A 21,591-nucleotide genomic window follows, 5' to 3' on the forward strand; every position below is an offset into this window, starting at 1 on the left:
TGGATTTACGTTCATAATTATTAGAATAAGTGTGTCTTGTATGTTTTGGTTTTCGAAAAATCCCAATGACAAAATGTATGTATTTAAAACACTTTTCCCGTATTACATCATTGTTTTATTTGGGTTAGAAATAACAGCAATTATAGCTTTCAATTTCGAAATACTTTTGATTAGCTACTGTATTTGCACTTATGTTTTAGCCCTATTAATATGGAATTTTAAATTGAATCGCTGTAAAAGAAAATATAGCACTACCGAAACGATTATAGAACCACAAATCCCCAATTTACCATGAGCAACCTATTATTTAAAACTTTAAAATCTAAGCGAAAGCAGCTTATCATTTGGTTGTTTGAACATTCGCAACGCATCTACACCAATCTATTTAAAAATCATGATGCTTGGAAGCTTACAAAATCCGATTTATTAAAGCTGCCAGCACCTACTTTTGGAAGACACTTAGGAGAATTTTTAGAGCAGAATCATTTTGAATTAATTCCAAAAGTAGAACGTCACGATTGCTACCATGTACTTTGTGGTTATAGCACTAAAGTTGAAGACGAAATTGCATTACAATGTCTTTGCTTTGGCAACGGAAAACGAAGTCCGTATTTATATGGAGCTATTATTCTTGGTATTGCCATACTACCAGATTATTATAAATATTACCACAAATCATTTAAAACAGGAAAAGCTGCCAATGCCTTTCATCATTTTGATTATAGAAATCTAATGCATGTTTCTATTTCAGATTTTAGAGATGCTATTTTCCCAAAACAAGAATTATTAAATCTTAACCTTATTTCTGTATGAAGAAATTAAAAATATTGGTCTTAGCTGGACTTTGCGTCGTTCTTGGTGTTTTCATCACTTTTCATTGGGTGAGTTATAAAGCCAAAGAACTTAACTACAATGATGTAGATAACATCCCAAAAAACAAAGTAGGACTCCTTCTTGGAGCAAGCAAACTCGCGCCAAACGGAAACATTAATCTTTTCTACAAATACAGGTTAGATGCTGCTGTTGCACTCTATAAAGCTGGTAAGATAGACTACATTTTAGTCAGTGGAGATAATGGAAGAAAAGGCTATGATGAACCTACCGATTTTAAAAATGACCTCATTGCAAAAGGGATTCCTGCTGAACGTATAATCTTAGATTATGCTGGCTTTAGAACTTTGGATTCTATCGTTAGAGCAAAAGAAATCTTTGGACAGAACGCTATCACCATTATTTCACAAAAATTCCATAATGAGCGTGCTATTTATATTGCTCAACATTTTGGTATTGACGCTGTCGCTTTTAACGCAAAAGATGTATACAAAATACCTGTACGCGAATATTTAGCGCGCACCAAAGCGAGTTTAGATGTCATGTTTAATGTCCAACCAAAATTCTTAGGAGAAAAAATAATTATACAATGAACATACAATTCAATAAAACCTATTTAGCCTTAGCACACAGTCTTTTTCTCATAGAATTGGCCATCGCTTTTATTATCAAAACAGGATTTATTCGTCACACCTTTGGCGATTATCTCGTCGTTATTTTACTATATGCAATTATTAGAGGATGCACTAACTTGAATGTGAGGGTTTCGAGTTTAATCGTCCTCTTAATTGCTTATGGCATAGAAGTTCTTCAACTAACTCCATTCTTAGCTTACTTTAATTTACAAGATAGTTTTACTGCTAAACTTATTTTTGGAAGTACGTTTCAAGTTACAGACTTGGTCGCTTACACCTTAGGAATATTAACCGTTTTAATCTTTGAATCATCTCTTGTTAAATTCAAAAACTTAAAAAACATCAGATTATGGAAGCACTAAAAATATTGATTCAAACCCGATTTAAAACCTTAGTGTTAGTCACCGTCGCTTTAATATTTAGTATTATTTTACTCATGGTACGCATGAAACTCAATAAATCTTATTTCTTTTTATTTTTAATCTGGAATGTGTTTTTAGCCATTATACCTTATACAATAACTATGTATTTAAATACGAAACCGAACATTAGCAAAATTAAGCTGGCTTTTTGGAGTTTAGTTTGGTTAGCCTTTTTACCCAATGCACCTTATATTGTCACCGATTTAATTCATATTAGAATAGGAAACCATTCTCTTTTATGGCTCGATGTGTTGGTGGTGTTATCGTTTACTTTGAGTGGATTATTACTGTTTTTTATATCAATAATGGATATGCAAAAACTTTTAAAATCTAAATTTGAAAAGCTCCCTGTTGAAGCTGTAAGTATTGTTATAATTTTTCTTTGTGGATTTGGAGTTTATTTGGGACGTTTTCTCCGTTACAACTCGTGGGAAATTATAAGTCAGCCACATCTTTTATTTAAGGATATTATAACTATAATTTTTTCGCCATTTCAACATTTTGAAGCGTGGCTATTTACTCTTGGCTTTGGTGCTTTTTTAGTAGTAGGCTATTTTATGTTTAAGAATTTGAATCAATTAAAAACAAACTAAAATGATAAAACTAACTTTTATAACCGTTTGTCTATCCATATTTATGATGAGCTGTGAGGACAAATCGAAATCAATCAGTCATGATGACAGCCTTAAAACTCAAATTAAAAAAGATAGTTCAAAAATCGAAATCGCAGATTTACCGATTGCTATTGATAGTACAGACTATTTAATCCATCCTGTTGGTTATATTTCAGAATATAATTCAAGATTTTCTAGCTATAGCAGTAAAAGTGGTTCTACATCCTATTCTGTGTCGCGTTACAATAACTTTTCAATATCTGGAAAATTGAATAATATAAAATTTCAACATCTTAACTCAGAAAAAACATCAGCTTTAACAGATGAAATTATAGAAATAACTTCTGTCCATTTTCTTGAAGATATAAGAAAACAAACCGGTCTTCAATTTTTAGTTTATACCATTAGAGATGCCGACACAAATAAAGACGGAAAGCTAAATTCTAACGATGTAGAAACATTATATATAAGTCATATTGATGGTAAAAACCTCCAGAAATTGACGCCAAATTTAGCTCAAATTGTAGATTGGAAAATTGTTATATCACTGAACAGACTCTATTTTAAAAGTATATCTGACACCAACAAAAATGGTGAGTTCGATAAAAAAGATAACGTTAGTTATCAGTATATTAATTTAGAAGATGACGGATTAAAAGTCATTACATATAATCCTCTAGACTAATTTCCATCTACATAGTCTTGTAAATAACTGAAGCGCTTAGTTAGTTGTCCATTTTCTGTCATCTTAGCACGTTTTAAAATTTCCCTTTCGTCGTTATTAAAAAATGAAGGAATAACGTGTTCTAAAAATGTTTCTCCAAAACCTTCACTTGCATCTTTTGGTAATTCGCATGGCAAATTATCTACAGCCATAACAGTTATAGCTCCTTTAGCATTATAAGCGACTTCTTTTTCTGTTTTAGGATCGTAACCATAAAAAGGATCTTCAATAGTTGAAGGTCTAATTGTACTGGCTACAGGACCATCAATATCGCAAGATATATCTGCCACTAAATTAATTTTAAAGTCAGTATGTTTTGCATCTTCTCGGGTAAATAAATAAGGTGCATTATTCCCATAAAAATGACCTGCTATAAAATAATCCGTTTCTTTAGCATAAGGCATAAAATTGCTCTCATAACCAGATGGATCCTTATAAAACTTATACTTATCTCCTACTTTACCATCTTTTCGTTTAGCATATTCCATAACATCTGCCATGACAAAGACTGGTTCCGAAAATTGCGATGTTAAATACATCGCATCACTAATTTGTTTAATACCTAAATGATCTAAAATCTCCTTGGCTCCATAAGCCACTTTACCTGTACCTGATAATAAAATTTTAATATTAGGAATGGTTATTTTATCTAATTCTGATTTTACCGCATCTAAATCTGCAAGCGTTTCTACTTTTGGTAAGTTGAATAAATTATCTCGTAATCCTAAAGCTCTAAACCCGTTATAAGCACCTACTAAGCCTGCATAACGTCCAAAACCAATGAGACGTGCTGTATTCTTCTTAATTATAGTTTCGTGATCGAACATTTCTATATTTTTCTCTAACATAGCGACCAACAATTTCTTGTTATAAGGCTGCTTCTTTATGGTATGTGAGAAATAGAAATATTTTTTATTAGGAATTAAATTTTCAATTGGCACTTCTTTGACGCCAATCATCACATCTGCATGCGACACATCTTCTAAAACTTCGAATCCTAATTTTCTGTAAGCCTCATCTGGAAATATTCTTATATCTGACGATTCTACTATAAATGTAGCATCAGGAAATTGTGTTCTCGCTTCTGCTAAATGTTCAGGAGAAAACACCACACGTCTGTCTGGTGGATTTTTACGTTCTTTAATGATGGCGAATGTCATGGTAATGGAATTATCATTCCCTAAAAAGTGGGATTATTATAGTTTTTACGAAAATAGTGTGATTTAAATTATTTGTCAATTTAAACCACAACTATTTGAGAATTCCATTTTTTTAGTATTGAATATGAAACGTTTGTAATTTTAAAACTTGGATAACATCAGCCCATCAATTAATAATTATTTTCTGTGTTTTTTGTTCTGAACTATTTTTAAGATGAACTAAATACACACCTGCATTTAGCGAAGCAACATGTATTCTATTTTCTAATACAGTAGAATCAAGAAGACTAGACAACACTTTTCTGCCTTGCATGTCATAAACCTCAACTACAGTATTATTTTGAATACGTCCGCTTATAAGGACATCTTTAGCACGCTTCTCATAAAATATATTTATAGCATCAAAATTATTGTCTGTAATAGACAACGCTTCTTCTGTAGTTCGTAAAAAGAAACGGCCAGTTCCTGAAAGATCTGTTGATGGCGTTATGGTATAATCGCTGTTATTAAGTAATGTAGATGTGTTAGTTAAAACATCATCTAAAAACACGTTTACTGTTGCTGGCAATGTGGTTTCTGAAATGCTAAATGTAATTTGTTCTCCTAAGTTGGCATGCACACCTAAAGGAATAGATATATTAGATAAACTAGTTGCATTTAAGGTTTGTAATGCTATTGGTTTCCCTGTATTATCTTGTACTAAGTGAGAATAAATACTAAATTCAGGTACTACAGTTCCCCAAAGTTCAGCATCGTAACCTTTATCTAAACCTTCACTTGCATTGGCATTAAAATAGACATCTGTATTGTACGTGTTTGTGTTTGTGTTTGTGTTTGTGTTTGAACTTAAATCTATTGTAAGATAAATTAGTTCTAAGTCCGCATTACGACCAGCAATAAAATCGTCTGAAGTCCCAATGGTTTGCATTGCTGTGGTAAACTCTAAATTATATGCTGACTCATATGTGCCATCTGCACTCACAAAAAAGCCTTGACCTGGTGCTATAACTGTAGATACTGTTGTATTTGCTAAGTTGTAGATGGTCCAGCTATTTTCTTCATTAGCATTATAACCATAAATTGCGGCAGATGCATTTGTAAAAAGATCTAAGTTTGAAATACCAGTGTCTACCTCGTGGTTTAAAAACGCGTGCACATTAATATAAGAGGGATACGGATTACCCACTAAATTCCATTGAGAATAAGCGGTTGCCGTATTCATAATATTTACGCTAACGTCTGTTGGCACTGTTCCTGAAAACGTTAAGGTTTCACCTGTATCCGTTGCAGCTCTATACCCTTTACCACTGCTTAAGATTGCTGTAGTGTTGCTATCATAATTTTCATAATCACCTGTTGTTTTATCAAAAGGTGCAAAAGCATAAATGATTGGTGTTCCGCCATTATCTAATAAGGCTGTTGCATTTTCTGAACTTAAAAAATTACTCCAAGTTTCACCGGATAAAGGTGATGAGATTAGGTCGTTACCAAGACTATTAGAATTAACGAAACGGTTATAGTTTATAGTACCAGACACATTACCAGATGCTCCAATTAATAAACTTGAATAACTGGTTGAAGTAGAGTTTAATGTAATATCTGTAGCTGTTAAGGCGGCATCTAAGGTAAGCGATGCACCAGCTTCAACCGTAACTGTGTTAGCAGATGTATTAGAATTAATAGCAGCATTACCAGATGTAACAATAATATCATCTAAAGCTGTAGCCAAACCACTTGGATTATTTGGTGACCAAACATCATTGTTAAACGTGTAAGTTATACTACAAACAATATTTACTATTTGTTCTAATGTTGATTGGTTTCCATTGGTATCTGTAGCAGTCCAAGTAACTATAGTTTCTCCTTCAGGATATGTACCTGATGCATCAGAAGTACCAGTAATATCATTAGTAAGACTCACCATAGTTATAGGCGCTGCAGAGGCTATCCAATCTGTATTTGAATCCATGTTAGTTAAAAGCCCGTCATTACCATTACTAGATTTATCAATCAATACAGAACTTCCTGTTCCTTCTTCAAAATCATAGTATGCTGCTAAACCAGATTCTGTTCCTTCTAAAATCTTATTGTAGCCAGAAGTGATTTCGGATGGCTTAAGTGCCTTATTCCATATGCTTAATTCATCTATTTGACCACTAAAATATTCATTTTGATTCACAAAAATATCTTCTCCGATTGCATAATCTAAAGAAGATGTTGGTATTGAAGTATATATGGTTGTGCCCGAATTCACTTCAACACCATTAACATATATTTTAATAATACCATTATTAAAAGTACCTACTACGTGATTCCAAGTATTTAAATTTAATACATTAGGACTTAGAACAGACCCTCCGTTAGGCCCTGTAAACGCGAGTCTTAAACCTCTACCGTTGGCATAATATGTTGGAATAGAACCATCGTAGGTATCAAAAACAAATTCACCTTGGTTATTACCACCACCAGAATATTTAGTTAAGATTCTAGAATAACTATTGGCTCTTGGATAAATCCAAGCTTGTACAGAAAATTCTGTTGTAAAAGCTAAAGATGCACTGTAAGGAATGGTAACTCTATCATTAGTTCCATCAAAATCTAAAGTAGTATTTATTGTACAATTTTCTACAATTACAGGTGAAGGCACTATAACTTCAGTTGCACAAGAATCTATCAACGCATCTGAAGGATTAGAAAATGATAGAATAGGTGCTGTGGTATCGTCAATTATTATATTTTGTAATTGCGTTAAGGTATTACCAACACCATCATTGTAAGTCCAGGTTACAATTGTTGTGCCTTGTGTTGTTATTGGGAAGACAACATCTGCGGTTGCTGTAATTGTTCCACTGTTTGCTGTAGGTGCTGTTGGTGTAGCTTCACATTGTGATGTAACATCCGGTAAATTAGTTTGATCAGGGACAATAGCTGGCGGCTCCTTTTCAAAAAAGTAGGCAGAGCCTGAACTATTACCATTATCATCATTACCATTAGCACCAACAATGACATAATCGCCTTGAATAGCAACGGAATAGCCAAATTGATCACCAGCAGCAGCATCAGACGCCGTGAGTTTCTCTTCTTCTGCCCAACTGTTTCCTGAACGCACAAAAATATACGCTGAACCTGAAGAATTGCCAGCATCGTCATTACCAAAAGCTCCAACAATGGCATAATCGCCAGCTATAGAAACAGAATTGCCAAAAATATCAATAGCCGCAGCATCAGATGCTGTAAGTTTTACTTGTTCTGTCCAACTACTTCCTGAACGCACAAAGATATAGGCTGAACCTGAAGAGGAACCAGCATCGTCATTACCAAAAGCCCCAACAATGGCATAATCTCCAGCTATAGAAACAGAAGATCCAAATTGATCTCCTCCAGCAGTATCGAATGCTGTGAGTTCTTCTTGTTCTGTCCAAGTACTTCCAGAACGCACAAAAATATAGGCTGAACCTGAATTATTACCTGCATCATCATTACCATAAGCGCCAACAATGGCATAATCGCCATCAATTGCAACTGAATAGCCAAAATAATCAGAAGCAGCAGCATCAGACGCCGTGAGTTTTGTTTGTTCTGCCCAACTACCTCCTAAACGTACAAAGATATATGTTGAACCTGAAGAGCCACCAGCATCGTCATTACCAAAAGCTCCAACAATGGCATAATCGCCATCTATAGCAACGGAATAACCAAAAAAATCAGCAGTAGCAGCATCGGACGCCGTAAGTTTTGTTTGTTCTGTCCAACTGTTTCCAGAACGCTCAAAGATATATGCGGAACCTGAAGAGCCACCAGCGTCGCTATTAGCATAAGCTCCAACAATGGCATAATCGCCATCAATAGCAACAGTAGTGCCAAATTGATCACCAGCAGCAGCATCGGACGCCGTGAGTTTTGTTTGTGCTGTCCAATTGTTTCCCGAACGCACAAAGATATAGGCTGAACCTGAAGAGCCACCGGCATCGTCATTAAGATTAGCGCCAACAATGGCATAATCACCATCAATTGCAACTGAATAGCCAAAATAGTCACCAGTGCCTGCATCAGAGGCTGTGGCATTTATGATTTCGTTCCAGTTTTGAGCATTAAGGGTTAGATAGGTTGTAGATACGATTAGGGAGAGTGTAAGTAGTATTTGTTTTTTCATTATAGGTATTGTTAGAGTAATAAATGTGCTTTAGAGATCTAAGCATTTCTATAATTTGCAATTTATTAGCTATTGCTAAGAATCACAATACTCAATTTGAGTATTTTACGATAGAATCCTATTGAGCTTATTGCCATTTTTTTTGTTATTTTAATTTCATAACATATTTATGAATGATTTGAGGTGTTTAAGTGCTATTACTGACACAATTTCTGAAAACACATAGAAAACAAGATTGGTATAACTTTTGCGTTATTATTTTTAGTAATTTTGCAGCCCTTGAAATTCTATTATTGTTTCTGGGTTTAGCGCGTTAGGGATGGAAGCGGCATCCTTTTGCTTTTTTAGCAAAAGATATAGCGGACAGCCCGACCTGATAAGGTAACGCCCAAATAATTATTATTATTTATGAATTGATGAGTTCCTGAAACAAATTCAGGATTAATTCAATGACGTAAATTAAAAATTTACTATTTCATTAAGGGGTCGACTGGTTTTGACAGCGAGATTAATTAGATTGTAAGCACGTCGTGTAATGGCATTGATACACGTAAAAGGCTAGACCAAATTTTAAACGGCGAGAATAACTACGCTTTAGCTGCATAATCTGAATTATAGTAAGATTAAGCCTCGTCCTACTAGGTAGGAGAGCTAAATGTCTCGAGAAAGCCTTAGTTAATGGCGTTCTTTTTATGGCATCGTAAAAATTGACTTAGATTAGGTAGTGCTTTGATGCCTTTTCGAGATTAAGAAGATAAGCTAAAAGTGGGTTGTCTTTAACCAGCTTTAAGTCGAAAAACCAAGAAAAGAATAAACGTGTAGAAAGCCTTTTGGTTACTTGTTTGGACGAGAGTTCGATTCTCTCCGACTCCACAACACTCACAACTGCGTTATGAGTGAAAACATAAAAAAATCCGTCAAGCCAGCTTGAACGGATTTTTTTATGTTTTCACATCTGGCTTGCATAGGCTGGCTGTTGAATTTGCAAATTTGAAGTCTATAGAGAATAATGATAATTAATCTCTCCGACTCCACAATTAAACGCAACTTTATTGCGATTTTAAGCCTAAAAAACTCAACAAGTTTCACTTGATTGAGCTTTTTTGTTTAATAGCGCTTGGTATGGAAGCACATAAGGATGTCGATTCTATTACTCTAATAGTAATGGACCTTTCTTTAGATTATCTACAATACAAAAAGGAGTGTTAATGAGATGGATTGCAGCATAAAAAAAACACCCCTTTATTTGCATAAAGAGATGCTTAATCAAAAAACTAATCCCCGTTTTTACACTATAGTCCTTCTAAAAGATCTGTAATTGTTTTTGCCATTACAACACCTGGTAATTTTACTGGTGCTCCAACTTCAGCTAAGAAAGTTCCATTAACTTCTCCTGTTTTGTAAGTTGTAAAACCTATACGATATAAACCTGCTGTTAACGCTTTTGTAGGATTACCTACTTCACTTTCGTATCTTAATAATGAATTGTAACTGCGTCCACTTGGTTGTTTAGGCATTTCGCTACTGTCATCATTACTAGCAAGTTTAGTCCAAGTTGCACTTTTTGCACCTTCTTCTGAAATATCTTCTTTTTTAAAGATCGTAGAACGCTCTAAAGTAATGTAAGTATCAAAATAATCTTTAGAATCTGCATTCTCTGTGTATGCTTCTGATGTAACAGCATTTTTAACTTTTGTTTTACCTACTGGAGAAAGCATTCTTACTCCTAATTCTGGTGCTACAGCTGGTATCCAAACATATATATAATAGAATTTTTTACCGTCTTCTACTGCATCTTCGTTTCCTGGTGAAGCATAACCTGCATAAGATATCACATCTGTGTATGGTACTTTAAATGTTTTTGGTCCCACTTTTTTCTCAATTGAACTTCCAAACTTTTTTAATTTTTGAGCTTCTGCGTTAAATACACAACAGAACGCGAATACTGATAATACTGCTAATTTAATTTTCATGGTTTACTTATTTATTGATTAATTTAAAGACTATTGTTTTTATTATTTTAATTCAAAAGATACTGTTACAGTATGTGTTTGAGATGTTGATGTCCCATAACTTTGCATATACTGCTCACTTGTGTTTTGATCTACTACTGCAACAACTTCACCAATAGTTTTATCTATTTTTGTAGCTAAAGCCTCTGCTTTTTTCCTAGCATTATCTATTGCTTTTTCTGAAAGATTTACTAACTGCTCTTTAGATAAAATATTAGGTTCTATCTCTGTATTTGCAACAGACATTCCTGCAGATTTTAATCGTGTTATTTTTCTAACCTCATCTTTACTTGATGTTTTAAAATAGTAATACTCTGAGGCTCTACTAGACGAATAAGACGTTACAAACTCATAGTATGTATTTCTTTGAAAACCACTAAAATCTATACCTATCGCTTTTAATTGATTAATATAATTTTGCTTTGATTCGGCCAAAGAAGCAACTTCTACTTCTGCCTGTCCTTCATACACATATATTGGTTGTAAGCTAATTAAAATGGTGTAGCTATTATCCTCTACAGCTGCTTGTGTTTCTCCAACTACTGTAATTGTATTTCTTTGTTCTTGGGCAATTAATGGCATTGTAATTATCAATGCCATTAAAAAAATAAGTTTTTTCATAATAATCTGATTTTATGTTTTTTTTAGAAGAATAAGATTGAAGCAACAATCATCCAGCCTCCTACAAATAGACCAACAATACCAAGCTTTCCTTGTTTTGGTGCTAATTTCTCTCTAAGTGCATTTGCTTTTTCTTTAGCGGCTTCATTTTTAGATAAAAAGAATTTGTTAATAAGGCTAAATCCTAACATGAATCCTAAAACAGCTTCTACAATACTTCCTGCTAATAATGTTATCCACCAGATTGGGAATGTTGTAAGCCAACCTAAGTTTAATATTGAAAAGATAATTCCCCAAACACCATAAAAACAAAATATAATTCCGATCCATCCTTGGTATGGTTCAATTTTTTCTAAGAGTTCTTTTGCATTAGGTTTTTTTGATAATAATAAAGATGGTACTGCGATGATGCTTAATAAGATTAATGTAATTCCGAAAGTCATAATGTTTTTTTTTAAATGGTTAAATTTTTATTTTTTTTATAATTAAAACACCTTTATTTTTTTTACAGTGTCTCTCATATTCTGATACAAATTTAGGCCAGTTACCTTACCTATATAACCCCTTTTGTAGTGAAAACGAACACCCTGTAAACAGGGTAGTAATAAATAAACAACTAACAAACAGAGACTTACATTTTGTCTTTTTTGATATTTTATAGCATTAACACGTTTTTTTTCTTTGGAAAACTTAAAAGATCTCATTTTTTAAAGCCTTGATGGATTTGCTTTAAGTTTAAAACAAAACATAAGGACAAAAAAAAAAAAAAAAGACTCTATATAAATAGAGCCTTTAAATATTCTGAATATTAGAGTTGAAAAAAACTAAGACACATACCCTTTTTTTATCGCGTATTTAGTAAGTCCTGCAAGGTTTCTAACGTTTAGCTTGGTAATCAAGTTTTTCCTATAGCTTTCAATGGTATGTTTGCTTAAAAACAGTTTGTCTGCTATTTCTTGAGTAGTAAACTCTTCCGCGATAAGCGAAATCACTTCAACCTCTCGTTTTGTAAGTTTAATTTCTTTCTCTTTATTTTTTTCAAACTTATTCTGAAGATAGATATCTTTAATTTCTTTTGAGAAATATTTTTCTCCAGACAGAATAGTTTCTATCGCTTTTAAAAATTCTTCTTTTTGTGCATTTTTCTGAAGGTAACCATCGACATTATTCTCTATAAGATCATCTATGATTTCTGGTGAATTATGCATACTAACCACCAAGGTTTTTATAGAATTAGACGCTTTTTTTATCCACTTATTTAAAGTAATACCATCGACTTCTGGCATTGTAACATCTGTGATTACAAGGTCTATTTTTTCTTCGGTATTTATGGTAATATATTTTTGCACATGACCTCCATGTTTCGCTGTAAATAAAATATTATAATTACTTTCTGTTTTTAAAATACTCAACAAACCATCTAAAAACATTTTATGATCGTCTGCTATTATGAGATTATGTTTCATTTAATTAAGCTTTTAATGGAATTTCTATATTGATATTAGTACCTCTATTAGGCTGAGAGTCTATATGTAATATACCATTATAATTATCTACTCTATTCTTTATATTTGTTAAACCTATACCTAAGGTTGTTTTAGACAAATCAAATCCAATACCATCATCTTCGTAAACAAAGAACAAACATTCATTTAAAAGATCTAACTGTATATCTATTGTAGTTGCCTTAGCATACTTAAGCGTATTCGTTGTAAGCTCTTGAAAGACCGAAAACAATTCGTTTTGTAATATTTTATTGAGCGCGTTAATTTTAAATTCATCAAAAAATGAAACATTAAAAGTTATCTCACTAGCTTCTTCAACGGTGTTAATGTATTCTTTAATTAAAAATACAAAATCATTTTCTCTAATTTTTTTAGGCAATAAATTATGTGATAAATTTCTTACTTGCTCATAAGTATCATCTAATTGACTATAAATTAACTTGAGTTTTTCTGGGTGTTTAGAAAGCTGGCTAAATTGTAATTTCATAGCTGCCAAATTACCACCAACACTATCATGCATTTCTTGGGCAATTTTTTTTCGTTCCTGATCCTGCCCTCTAATAGAGGCTTTTATTAACTTTAATTCTTGATCTTTTTTTAATGAAATAACTTGCTGTTCATTAATTTCTTTCTCTTTTGAATTAAGTAAACTCTGCGCTTGTAATTTTTGATAATAATTAATTAAAAGACCAACAATAGGCACTAATAAAATAAAGAAGGCTACCAGAACAATATACTTAATCGTTTTTTCCCTATCCAATTCAACAGCCTTTAAAGCTTCTCTTTCTTTAAGTAATGTAATTTCATTTTTACGTTTTTCAACGCCATTTTGTAATTGTAATACCTGATTTTCGTTTTGTTTTGCAATTATAGTTTTTTGAAGCTTATATTTTTCTATATCTGCATTTTGATTCTTAATACTTAAACTCTTATTTAAGTTCTCTATTTTTAATAGTTTTATTGTTTTTTCCTTTTCAAGTGTTTTAAACTTAATCTCTAAATTATTAATTTCTTTTTCTGCTTGAGAATTAGCGATGGAATCTTTTATTTCATAAAATCGTTTTCCATAACGATAAGCACTTTTATAATCATCACGCCGTGCAGATAGCTTTTCTAGCATAAGATAACTATTCATTTCAATATCTAAATTACCCAGAGTCATCGCTTTAATTAACGCATCTGAAAAAACTAAAAGCGCTTCATCATCCTTTTTTTCATTGAAGAACACCTTCCCAATTTTACCTAAAACAATAAGTTCTAAATCCTGAAATCTATTTTGGTAACTTATTTTTTTTGCTTCGTTGAGTGCTAAAATTCCTTTATCAGTTTCACCTGCACTTAAATAATTATCGCCTATGTTAATCATAACATTTGCTAAAGCCTGCTTTCTGTACGTATCCTTCTCACAGATATCTTTTGCTTTTTGCAAGTAGCTATTGGATAATTCATATTTAGACAATGATGAATAAATAGCACCTAAATTGATATAACTCCCTAAAATAATATCCTCATCATTAGAGTTTTTTATACATTTTTCAAAAAGCTCCAAAGCTTCTTGTGTTTGATTAAGGGTAACATATACACTTGCTAATCCATGTAAATGGGTAAAATACAGATTAGTTTCATTGTGTTTTTCACTTAATTCAACTCCTTTAATGTGCCATTTTTTACTTTCTTGGTATAAGCCTTTATTGTTATTATTTATAGCTAGTAATTGATATGACAATATGGTTAATCTAATACCTAAAGAATCGCTAACACTTTCTTTTCCTTTAAGTGCTTGCTTAGTGTAATAGGTCGAAGAATCTATAGACACATATTTATTATGGTAGTAAGCCAATAATAAATTAATGTTTGTTATTGTTTTTTTTGATTTAGAAGTGTGTAATAAACGGTGTGCATCCTGATATGCCTTTTGATCATAACCATTATTTAGATTGTAAAAAAGCTCAGTTACTTTTTGGTCTTCAATTTTATTTATAGACATTGTCTTTTGTGCCATACTCATTGTAGTATAGCATAAAAAGAGAAAAGTAAAAATATCTTGAAACTTAAAAAACATATACAAATGTAGCTATTGCAAAACTTAGAAATATCCCAATAAACAGGGATTTATAAGTTCCCTACAAAAATCAGTAAAATACTACACACAACAAAATCCTTTGTCTGATACTATTCTTCTGATAATTCAATCTTTTACCATTTGGATAGCTATATTTAATTTTTATCAATTACGTATTAATACTTAATTTAAAAAATAATATACTTACATTTGTGTTATATCCCAAAAGATATAACGCAATAAAATGATTTCAATAAAAGACGCCATTCAACAAGTAAAAGACAATTGTAAACCACTTTTAAAAGAGGTGATTAAACCAATTGAAAAGTCTGGTAATTACCATTTATTTAAAGATATACACTCACCCATAAACATGCCACCTTTTAGGCAATCTGCAATGGACGGTTATGCTTTGAATTTACATGACAATAAAGAATATGTACTTATTGGAGAAATTAAAGCTGGTGACAGTGATAAACCTGTTTTAAAACCAGGCGAAGCTGTACGTATTTTTACAGGATCGCCTGTCCCAGACACGGCCAATGCCGTGATTATGCAAGAGAAAGTGATACAAAAAAACAATGTCATTTCTTGTGAAGGCGCAATCGTTTTAAATCAAAATATTCGTCCGTTAGGTGAACAAGTAATGAAAGGTAATTTAGCATTAGTAAAGGGTACAAAACTAACACCTGCTGCTATTGGTTATCTCACAGCTTTAGGTATTACAGAAGTTTCTGTATTTAAAAAACCATCCATTGCTTTGGTTACAACTGGCAACGAACTTATTGAAGCTGGACAACCTTTGTCTTATGGCAAGATATATGAAAGCAATTCTAAAATGCTTCAAAATGCTTTATACAATCTAAAATTTTACAATGTTACGCTTCATAAAATTGAAGATGATTATAACAAAACTTATTCCGAATTAAAAACTGTAATTAGCGAAAAGGATGTGGTTATAATCTCTGGCGGAATTTCGGTTGGTGATTATGATTTTGTTGGTAAGGCACTTAATGCTTTAGAGGTCGAAACACTTTTTTATAAAGTAAAACAAAAACCAGGCAAGCCTTTATTCTTCGGAAAAAAAGACCAAGCCACTATTTTTGCATTACCAGGAAATCCCGCTGCTGCTTTAACCTGCTTCTATGTCTATGTTTATATCGCACTACAAAAATTAATGGATCGAGAGACTTTAGAGCTTCCTAGAATTACAGCTAAATCAAACTCAGAATTCAATAAAAAAGGAGATAGACCTCAATTTCTAAAAGCATTATATAAAAATGATAACGTTAGTATTTTAGAAGGACAAAGTTCTGCTATGTTACAAACCTTTGCCCTTTCTAACGCATTTGTTTTTATGCCAAGTGAAACAACTAAGATTAATAGTAATGATGACGTTGAAGTTATTCTACTTCCAATTTAATTAAGCAATATGGATTATAAAATTAAAAGCAGAATTTGGATTGAAAACAAAGACAATGTTCTTTTAGGAGAAGGTCGTGTTACTTTGTTAAAAGCCATTGAAGAAACAGGTTCTTTATCTAAAGCTGCAAAATCTTTAAATCTATCTTACAAAAAAGCATGGCATTTAATGGATTCGGTAAACAAATCGGCTAAAAAACCTGTAACCATAAACAGTATTGGTGGCAAAGGTGGTGGTGGCACAACCTTAACCGACTACGGAAAATCATTAATCACGGCTTTCGATACTATTAACAAAAACTGTTGGGAGTTTTTAGATCATCAATTAAAACAATTTAAAGACCTATAAACTAATGCTACAAATAGAACACCTCTATTTATTTCTAGTCCTCCTACCCATAGTTGCCTTTTTATATGCAAGTGTTGGTCATGGTGGAGCGAGTGGTTATTTAGCATTAATGGCTCTATTTTCTTTTGCACCAGAAACTATGAAACCTACTGCTCTACTACTTAATTTGTTTGTTGCGAGTATTTCATTTTACTATTATTATAGAGAAGGTCATTTTAATAAAAAGTTGTTTTTATCTTTTGCTATCACTTCTATGCCATTTGCTTTTTTAGGCGGAATTATAGAAGTAGATGCCTCACTTTACAAGAAAATATTAGCCGTTTTATTAGTATTCGCTATTTTAAAAATGCTGAATGTTTTTGGAACAAAAAGCACTTCTGTTAAGAAAGTAAAACTGTGGCAAGGTTTAACTTTAGGCGCAATAATTGGTTTCTTTTCAGGATTAATTGGTATTGGCGGCGGCATTATTTTAACACCAATTATTCTACTACTACATTGGGGAAATATGAAGGAAGCTGCAGCTGTTTCAGCTTTATTCATTTTTGTTAATTCGGCTGCAGGACTAGTTGGACAACTTTCTACAGGTGTTAGTATAGAATCGAGTTCGTTCCTTTTAGTTGCCATTGCTATAATCGGAGCCATTTTAGGTAGTTATTATGGTAGTAAAAAAATTAACAACAAACACCTAAAACACATGCTTGCACTTGTTTTAGTCATCGCTTGTATAAAACTTGTTTTTACTTAAGATGATAGACAAAAAACACATAACAGGTATTATTCTTGCTGGTGGACAAAGCCAACGCATGGGAACTGACAAAGGTTTAATTCTATGGAACAACATGCCTTTTGTACAACATATTATTAACGCTTTAGAACCATTAACATCGGAAATTATTATTGTATCTAATACTAAAGAATATGACGCTTTTGGATTAAAACGAATAGAGGACGCAATAGAAAACGCAGGACCAGTTGCAGGAATTTATTCTGGTTTAAAAGCTTCAAAAACAATTTATAATTTGGTGTTAAGTTGCGACATACCATTAATAAGCACCAACATTTTAAAACAACTAATTACTAGTGTAGAGGATGACGTAGATATTGTGCAAATAGAAAGCCAAGGACAAACCATGCCTCTTATTGCTTTGTATAAAAAGCAATGCGAAACTATATTTTACAAGCTGCTTCTCGAAGATGAAAGACGTTTGAGATATGCTGTAAATACATGTAATGTTAAAACAATTATTTTAGATAAAAGTTTAAATGCAAATACAGCAAATATTAATACACCAGAACAATTAAAACAGATTAATAATGACCATTAACGTTAAATATTTTGGACTAATAGCAGAAATTACTACCTGTGAAAAAGAGCGTATTCTTTTTACTAAAAAGAATGTATCTGAATTTTTAGAGCTATTGTATTTAAAATATCCAAGTCTAAAAAACAAAGATTTTCAAGTGGCGCAAAACCAAGAATTGGTTTCGCAAGACGCATTAATTTCAGGACATGAACTAGCACTTTTACCGCCTTTTGCAGGTGGATGATTAATATGAATAGATACAAGAGACATATCGCATTATCAGAAATCGGACAAGCAGGTCAAAACAAACTTTTAAAAGCAAAAGTTTTAGTTATTGGAGCTGGTGGTTTGGGCTGCCCAATTTTACAGTATATAGCAGCTGCTGGAGTTGGCACTATTGGCATTATAGATTTGGATACTGTTGAAATTTCAAACCTACAACGACAAGTATTATTTGGCTCTGCTTCTATTGGATTGAATAAAGCGGAAGCTGCAAAAATACGTTTACAAGATTTAAACAATACCATTTCAATAACTAGTTATCCTAAAAAATTAACCCATCAAAATGCAATAACGTTATTTAAAAACTATGATATTATTGTAGATGGAACAGATAATTTTGAAACCCGTTATCTAATAAACGATGCTGCACTCATTACCAATAAACCTGTAGTTTTTGGTGCTATATATAAATTTGAAGGACAAGTATCTGTCTTTAATTATAAAAATGGTCCTAGTTACAGGTGTTTATTTTCTAATCAACAAGAAAAAGAACAATCTGGCAATTGTGGAGACGTTGGAGTTTTAGGCGTTTTACCCGGAATTATTGGTAGCATGCAAGCCAATGAAGTTCTAAAAATAATTTTAGACATAGGCAATATCCTTTCTGGAAAATTGTTGATTTATAATGCACTCAACTATCAAACTACAGTTTTAAAAATTAATAAATCGGAAGCAGAAATTAGTAAAGTTTTAGATAAAAAAGATTCATTTAAAACTAAGACTAGTAGCTTCAATTGTACTTCTGAAGTCCGTAAAATTTCAATAGCGGAAGCTTTAAAAAAGAAAAATATTCAGCTTATCGATGTTAGAGAAACTTCCGAAACACCAAAAATAGATAGTATAGCTATTACTTCCATTCCGTTAAGTGACTTAGAAAACAACTTAGATAAAATCGATTTAAAAAAAGAAATTATCCTCTTTTGTCAATCTGGAAAACGTAGCAAACAGGCCGTTTCCATATTAAAACAATTAAATATTAATAACTGTTTTTCTATAAAAGAAAACAGTTCAGAAATCAAAAAACATTTAGAAAACATATAGATTATGGCAGATAAAAAAACAAAAAACGTCTTTAAAAAAGGTGCGATTTCATCAGATTTTATAGGAACATCTATTGCAAAACACCAATCTAAAACGACTATTGGTGCACACAATATTTTCCTTGGTCAAGTGAGAGCAGATGTTATAGACAATAAAACTGTTGCTGCTATAGAATATACAGCTTACGAAGATATGGCTAACGAAAAATTTCATGCAATAAGAGAAGCAACATTTAAGAAATTCGATCTCACTTGCATGCATATTTATCACAGTTTAGGTACTGTTAAAGCTGGTGAAATATGTTTGTTTGTTTTTGCATCATCACCAAAACGAAAAATAGTTTTTAAAGCAATTGAATATATAGTTGAGGCCATAAAAGCAGACGTTCCGGTTTTTGGAAAAGAAATATTCGAAGACGAAACACATCAATGGAAAGTAAATAAATAAAAATGGTAGACATCACACATAAAATAACCACATTACGAACCGCAACTGCACAAGCTATTGTTAAAGTTAGCAAACCAGAAACCATTACAGCTATTGAAGAAGACACAGTCCCGAAAGGAAACGTGTTTGCTATGAGTAAAGCCGCAGGATTACTTGGCGTAAAAAAGACACCTTATATTCTACCAGATTGTCATCCACTTCCTATAGAATTTACAGGTGTAGAATACGAAGTAAATGAACTTGAAATTAAGATCTTATTTACCGTAAAAACCATTTACAAAACTGGTGTTGAAGTTGAAGCTATGCATGGCGCAAGTGTTGTTGCACTAAACATGTACGATATGTTAAAACCTATTGATAAAGGCATCGAAATTCACGCCATAAAACTCTTAGAGAAAAAAGGTGGGAAATCGGATTATAAAGATCGGTTTAGAAAAGATTTAACTGCTGCTGTTATTGTGTGTTCCGATAGTATTTCGGCAGGATACAAAGAAGATAAAGCTGGAAAAGTAATTATAAAAAAATTAGAAGAATGTGGTGTTTCTATTGCAGATTACACCGTTATTCCTGATGAAATAGAGAACATTCAAGAACAAGCATTAAAACATCAAAACAACAAAGTCGATTTAGTGATTTTCACAGGAGGCACAGGTCTTTCTATAAGAGATACAACACCTGAAGCACTACTTCCATTATTAGATAGAAGAATCCCAGGTATTGAAGAAGCTATTCGCAATTACGGACAAGATAGAATGCCTTATTCTATGCTATCTCGAAGTGTTGCAGGCACCATAAAAAACACCTTAGTTATTGCTTTACCAGGTTCTACCAATGGAGCAAAAGAATCTATGGATGCTATTTTCCCATCTGTTTTACATGTTTTTAAAATACTTAAAGGTGCAAGACATGACTAACACCAACAACATCGTAAATTCAAAATCTATATTAAAAGATAACTTCGGTAGAGATCATGCGTATTTACGTATTTCTCTTATAGAGCGTTGCAATTTACGGTGTTCATATTGCATGCCAGCAGAAGGCGTAAAACTATCACCCAAAAGTCATTTAATGACAAGTGATGAGATATACAATATTGCAAAAACCTTTGTAAAACATGGTGTTAAAAAAATTAGATTAACAGGAGGAGAACCTTTAATTAGAAAAGACATTCCTGTTATCTTAGAAAAATTAGCTACGCTTAATGTTACACTTTCTATAACGTCTAACGCTGTAATTATTGATAAACATATCGCTATTTTAAAGCAGAATAATGTGAATAAAATCAACATTAGTTTAGACTCTTTAGATCGAAAAAAATTCAAAGAAATTACCCTTAGAGATCAATTTGACAAAGTATACAGTAATTTATTACTTTTAGTAGAAGAAGACTTTGAAGTAAAAGTGAATGTTGTTTTAATGAAAGGTTTTAATGATAATGAAATCATAAACTTCATCAATTTAACCAAGGATTTACCTATCTCAATTCGGTTTATTGAGTTTATGCCTTTTGATGGTAATAAATGGGACAAAAATAAAATGGTATCCTACAAAGAAATCATGGCTTGTGTGAATTCAACTTATAAAACAAATGAAGTTATAAGATTAACTGACGCAAAAAACGACACGACCAAAAACTACAAAATTAAAGGTTACAAAGGTAGTTTTGGTGTTATTAGCTCTGTTACTAATCCGTTTTGCGATTCGTGTAACAGATTAAGACTAACAGCAAATGGGAAAATTAAAAACTGTTTATTTTCTGCTTCAGAATCCGATTTACTAACCACTTTACGCGAAGGAAAATCTATAGAACCTGTTATTAAAAAAGCTGTTGAAGCCAAATTTAAAGTTCGTGGCGGAATGGATACCTTAGAAAAATTACAAGAGCCAAAATTGCACAATCAAAATAGAAGTATGATTACTATTGGTGGCTAATTCTAAATAGACATTTCTTAAATTAGAATACTAAAACATATAAAATTCTTCATAACACATAACTAATACTCTTTA

General features: G+C 32.3%; 21 protein-coding genes and 1 other RNA gene. 15 read left to right on the forward strand and 7 right to left on the reverse strand.

Annotation, left to right across the window (positions count from 1 at the left end; genetic code table 11):
• Nucleotides 1-291: 291 nt before the first annotated feature.
• From HM981_RS00650 to HM981_RS00670, 5 genes are read left to right on the forward strand one after another with little or no spacing between them, the layout of a single operon-like run.
• On the forward strand, nucleotides 292-813 hold the full coding sequence (locus tag HM981_RS00650; protein ID WP_179336654.1) for a Coq4 family protein: 522 nt from the start codon (nucleotides 292-294) through the stop codon (nucleotides 811-813).
• Entirely contained in the window at nucleotides 810-1,424 is a 615-nt protein-coding gene (locus HM981_RS00655) for a SanA/YdcF family protein (RefSeq protein WP_179336655.1), read from the forward strand. The genes HM981_RS00650 and HM981_RS00655 overlap by 4 nt, the downstream gene beginning before the upstream one ends.
• The gene (locus HM981_RS00660; RefSeq protein WP_179336656.1) at nucleotides 1,421-1,828 is read left to right on the forward strand and encodes a ribosomal maturation YjgA family protein; all 408 of its coding nucleotides are present in this window, start codon (nucleotides 1,421-1,423) and stop codon (nucleotides 1,826-1,828) included. Before HM981_RS00655 ends, HM981_RS00660 begins: the two co-directional genes overlap by 4 nt.
• Nucleotides 1,816-2,481 (forward strand): DUF1361 domain-containing protein, encoded by a 666-nt coding sequence (locus HM981_RS00665; RefSeq protein WP_179336657.1) that lies wholly within the window; start codon nucleotides 1,816-1,818, stop codon nucleotides 2,479-2,481. Before HM981_RS00660 ends, HM981_RS00665 begins: the two co-directional genes overlap by 13 nt.
• A gap of 1 nt (nucleotide 2,482) precedes the next feature.
• Nucleotides 2,483-3,187 (forward strand): hypothetical protein, encoded by a 705-nt coding sequence (locus tag HM981_RS00670; protein WP_179336658.1) that lies wholly within the window; start codon nucleotides 2,483-2,485, stop codon nucleotides 3,185-3,187.
• Here the strand turns inward: HM981_RS00670 and HM981_RS00675 are convergent.
• Together HM981_RS00675 and HM981_RS00680 are read right to left on the reverse strand one after the other, a co-directional pair.
• Nucleotides 3,184-4,386 carry an NAD(P)-dependent oxidoreductase gene (locus HM981_RS00675; RefSeq protein ID WP_179336659.1) on the reverse strand — a complete coding sequence of 401 codons (1,203 nt, stop codon included), beginning with the start codon at nucleotides 4,384-4,386 and terminating at the stop codon, nucleotides 3,184-3,186. The two genes, HM981_RS00670 and HM981_RS00675, sit on opposite strands and share 4 nt — an antisense overlap.
• Before the next feature lie 166 nt (nucleotides 4,387-4,552).
• A complete protein-coding gene (locus HM981_RS00680) occupies nucleotides 4,553-8,539 on the reverse strand; it encodes a LamG-like jellyroll fold domain-containing protein (RefSeq protein ID WP_179336660.1) in 3,987 nt (1,328 codons plus the stop codon).
• Between the two features lie 482 nt (nucleotides 8,540-9,021).
• On the opposite strand from HM981_RS00680, the gene ssrA reads away from it, so the two are divergent.
• Nucleotides 9,022-9,415: a transfer-messenger RNA gene (gene ssrA / locus HM981_RS00685) on the forward strand.
• A gap of 416 nt (nucleotides 9,416-9,831) precedes the next feature.
• On the opposite strand, the gene HM981_RS00690 is transcribed toward ssrA, so the two are convergent.
• From HM981_RS00690 to HM981_RS00710, 5 genes are all read right to left on the reverse strand, one after another.
• Nucleotides 9,832-10,512, reverse strand: a complete 681-nt coding sequence (locus tag HM981_RS00690; RefSeq protein WP_179336661.1) for a Lipl32 family lipoprotein — start codon at nucleotides 10,510-10,512, stop codon at nucleotides 9,832-9,834.
• A gap of 42 nt (nucleotides 10,513-10,554) precedes the next feature.
• Nucleotides 10,555-11,172, reverse strand: coding sequence for an SIMPL domain-containing protein (locus HM981_RS00695; RefSeq protein ID WP_179336662.1), 618 nt, complete (start codon nucleotides 11,170-11,172; stop codon nucleotides 10,555-10,557).
• Nucleotides 11,173-11,195: 23 nt separating this feature from the next.
• Nucleotides 11,196-11,615, reverse strand: a complete 420-nt coding sequence (locus tag HM981_RS00700; protein ID WP_179336663.1) for a hypothetical protein — start codon at nucleotides 11,613-11,615, stop codon at nucleotides 11,196-11,198.
• A gap of 381 nt (nucleotides 11,616-11,996) precedes the next feature.
• On the reverse strand, nucleotides 11,997-12,638 hold the full coding sequence (locus HM981_RS00705) for a response regulator transcription factor (protein WP_179336664.1): 642 nt from the start codon (nucleotides 12,636-12,638) through the stop codon (nucleotides 11,997-11,999).
• A gap of 4 nt (nucleotides 12,639-12,642) precedes the next feature.
• The gene (locus HM981_RS00710) at nucleotides 12,643-14,679 is read right to left on the reverse strand and encodes a tetratricopeptide repeat-containing sensor histidine kinase (protein WP_179336665.1); all 2,037 of its coding nucleotides are present in this window, start codon (nucleotides 14,677-14,679) and stop codon (nucleotides 12,643-12,645) included.
• 304 nt (nucleotides 14,680-14,983) lie between these two features.
• Here HM981_RS00710 and HM981_RS00715 point away from each other — a divergent pair, with 304 nt between their 5' ends.
• The 9 genes from HM981_RS00715 to moaA are packed head-to-tail and all read left to right on the forward strand — an operon-like array spanning nucleotide 14,984 to nucleotide 21,516.
• Nucleotides 14,984-16,162, forward strand: coding sequence for a molybdopterin molybdotransferase MoeA (locus tag HM981_RS00715; RefSeq protein ID WP_179336666.1), 1,179 nt, complete (start codon nucleotides 14,984-14,986; stop codon nucleotides 16,160-16,162).
• A 9-nt stretch (nucleotides 16,163-16,171) separates the two neighbouring features.
• Complete coding sequence (locus tag HM981_RS00720) at nucleotides 16,172-16,510, forward strand: winged helix-turn-helix domain-containing protein (RefSeq protein ID WP_179336667.1); 339 nt, start codon at nucleotides 16,172-16,174, stop codon at nucleotides 16,508-16,510.
• Between the two features lie 4 nt (nucleotides 16,511-16,514).
• Nucleotides 16,515-17,255 carry a sulfite exporter TauE/SafE family protein gene (locus HM981_RS00725; protein WP_179336668.1) on the forward strand — a complete coding sequence of 247 codons (741 nt, stop codon included), beginning with the start codon at nucleotides 16,515-16,517 and terminating at the stop codon, nucleotides 17,253-17,255.
• Nucleotide 17,256: 1 nt separating this feature from the next.
• Nucleotides 17,257-17,835: a molybdenum cofactor guanylyltransferase gene (gene mobA, locus HM981_RS00730; protein WP_179336669.1), complete on the forward strand. Its 579-nt coding sequence runs from the start codon at nucleotides 17,257-17,259 to the stop codon at nucleotides 17,833-17,835.
• Entirely contained in the window at nucleotides 17,825-18,058 is a 234-nt protein-coding gene (locus HM981_RS00735; protein ID WP_179336670.1) for a MoaD/ThiS family protein, read from the forward strand. The genes mobA and HM981_RS00735 overlap by 11 nt, the downstream gene beginning before the upstream one ends.
• Nucleotides 18,059-18,063: 5 nt before the next feature.
• Complete coding sequence (gene moeB, locus HM981_RS00740) at nucleotides 18,064-19,137, forward strand: HesA/MoeB/ThiF family protein (protein WP_179336671.1); 1,074 nt, start codon at nucleotides 18,064-18,066, stop codon at nucleotides 19,135-19,137.
• A gap of 3 nt (nucleotides 19,138-19,140) precedes the next feature.
• Nucleotides 19,141-19,584 carry a molybdenum cofactor biosynthesis protein MoaE gene (locus HM981_RS00745; protein ID WP_179336672.1) on the forward strand — a complete coding sequence of 148 codons (444 nt, stop codon included), beginning with the start codon at nucleotides 19,141-19,143 and terminating at the stop codon, nucleotides 19,582-19,584.
• Nucleotides 19,585-19,586: 2 nt separating this feature from the next.
• Nucleotides 19,587-20,498 (forward strand): bifunctional molybdenum cofactor biosynthesis protein MoaC/MoaB, encoded by a 912-nt coding sequence (gene moaCB / locus HM981_RS00750; protein ID WP_179336673.1) that lies wholly within the window; start codon nucleotides 19,587-19,589, stop codon nucleotides 20,496-20,498.
• A gap of 10 nt (nucleotides 20,499-20,508) precedes the next feature.
• The gene (moaA, locus tag HM981_RS00755) at nucleotides 20,509-21,516 is read left to right on the forward strand and encodes a GTP 3',8-cyclase MoaA (RefSeq protein WP_394351699.1); all 1,008 of its coding nucleotides are present in this window, start codon (nucleotides 20,509-20,511) and stop codon (nucleotides 21,514-21,516) included.
• The last annotated feature ends 75 nt before the right edge of the window (nucleotides 21,517-21,591 follow it).

This window comes from Winogradskyella ludwigii, assembly GCF_013403985.1.
Classification (GTDB): domain Bacteria; phylum Bacteroidota; class Bacteroidia; order Flavobacteriales; family Flavobacteriaceae; genus Winogradskyella; species Winogradskyella ludwigii.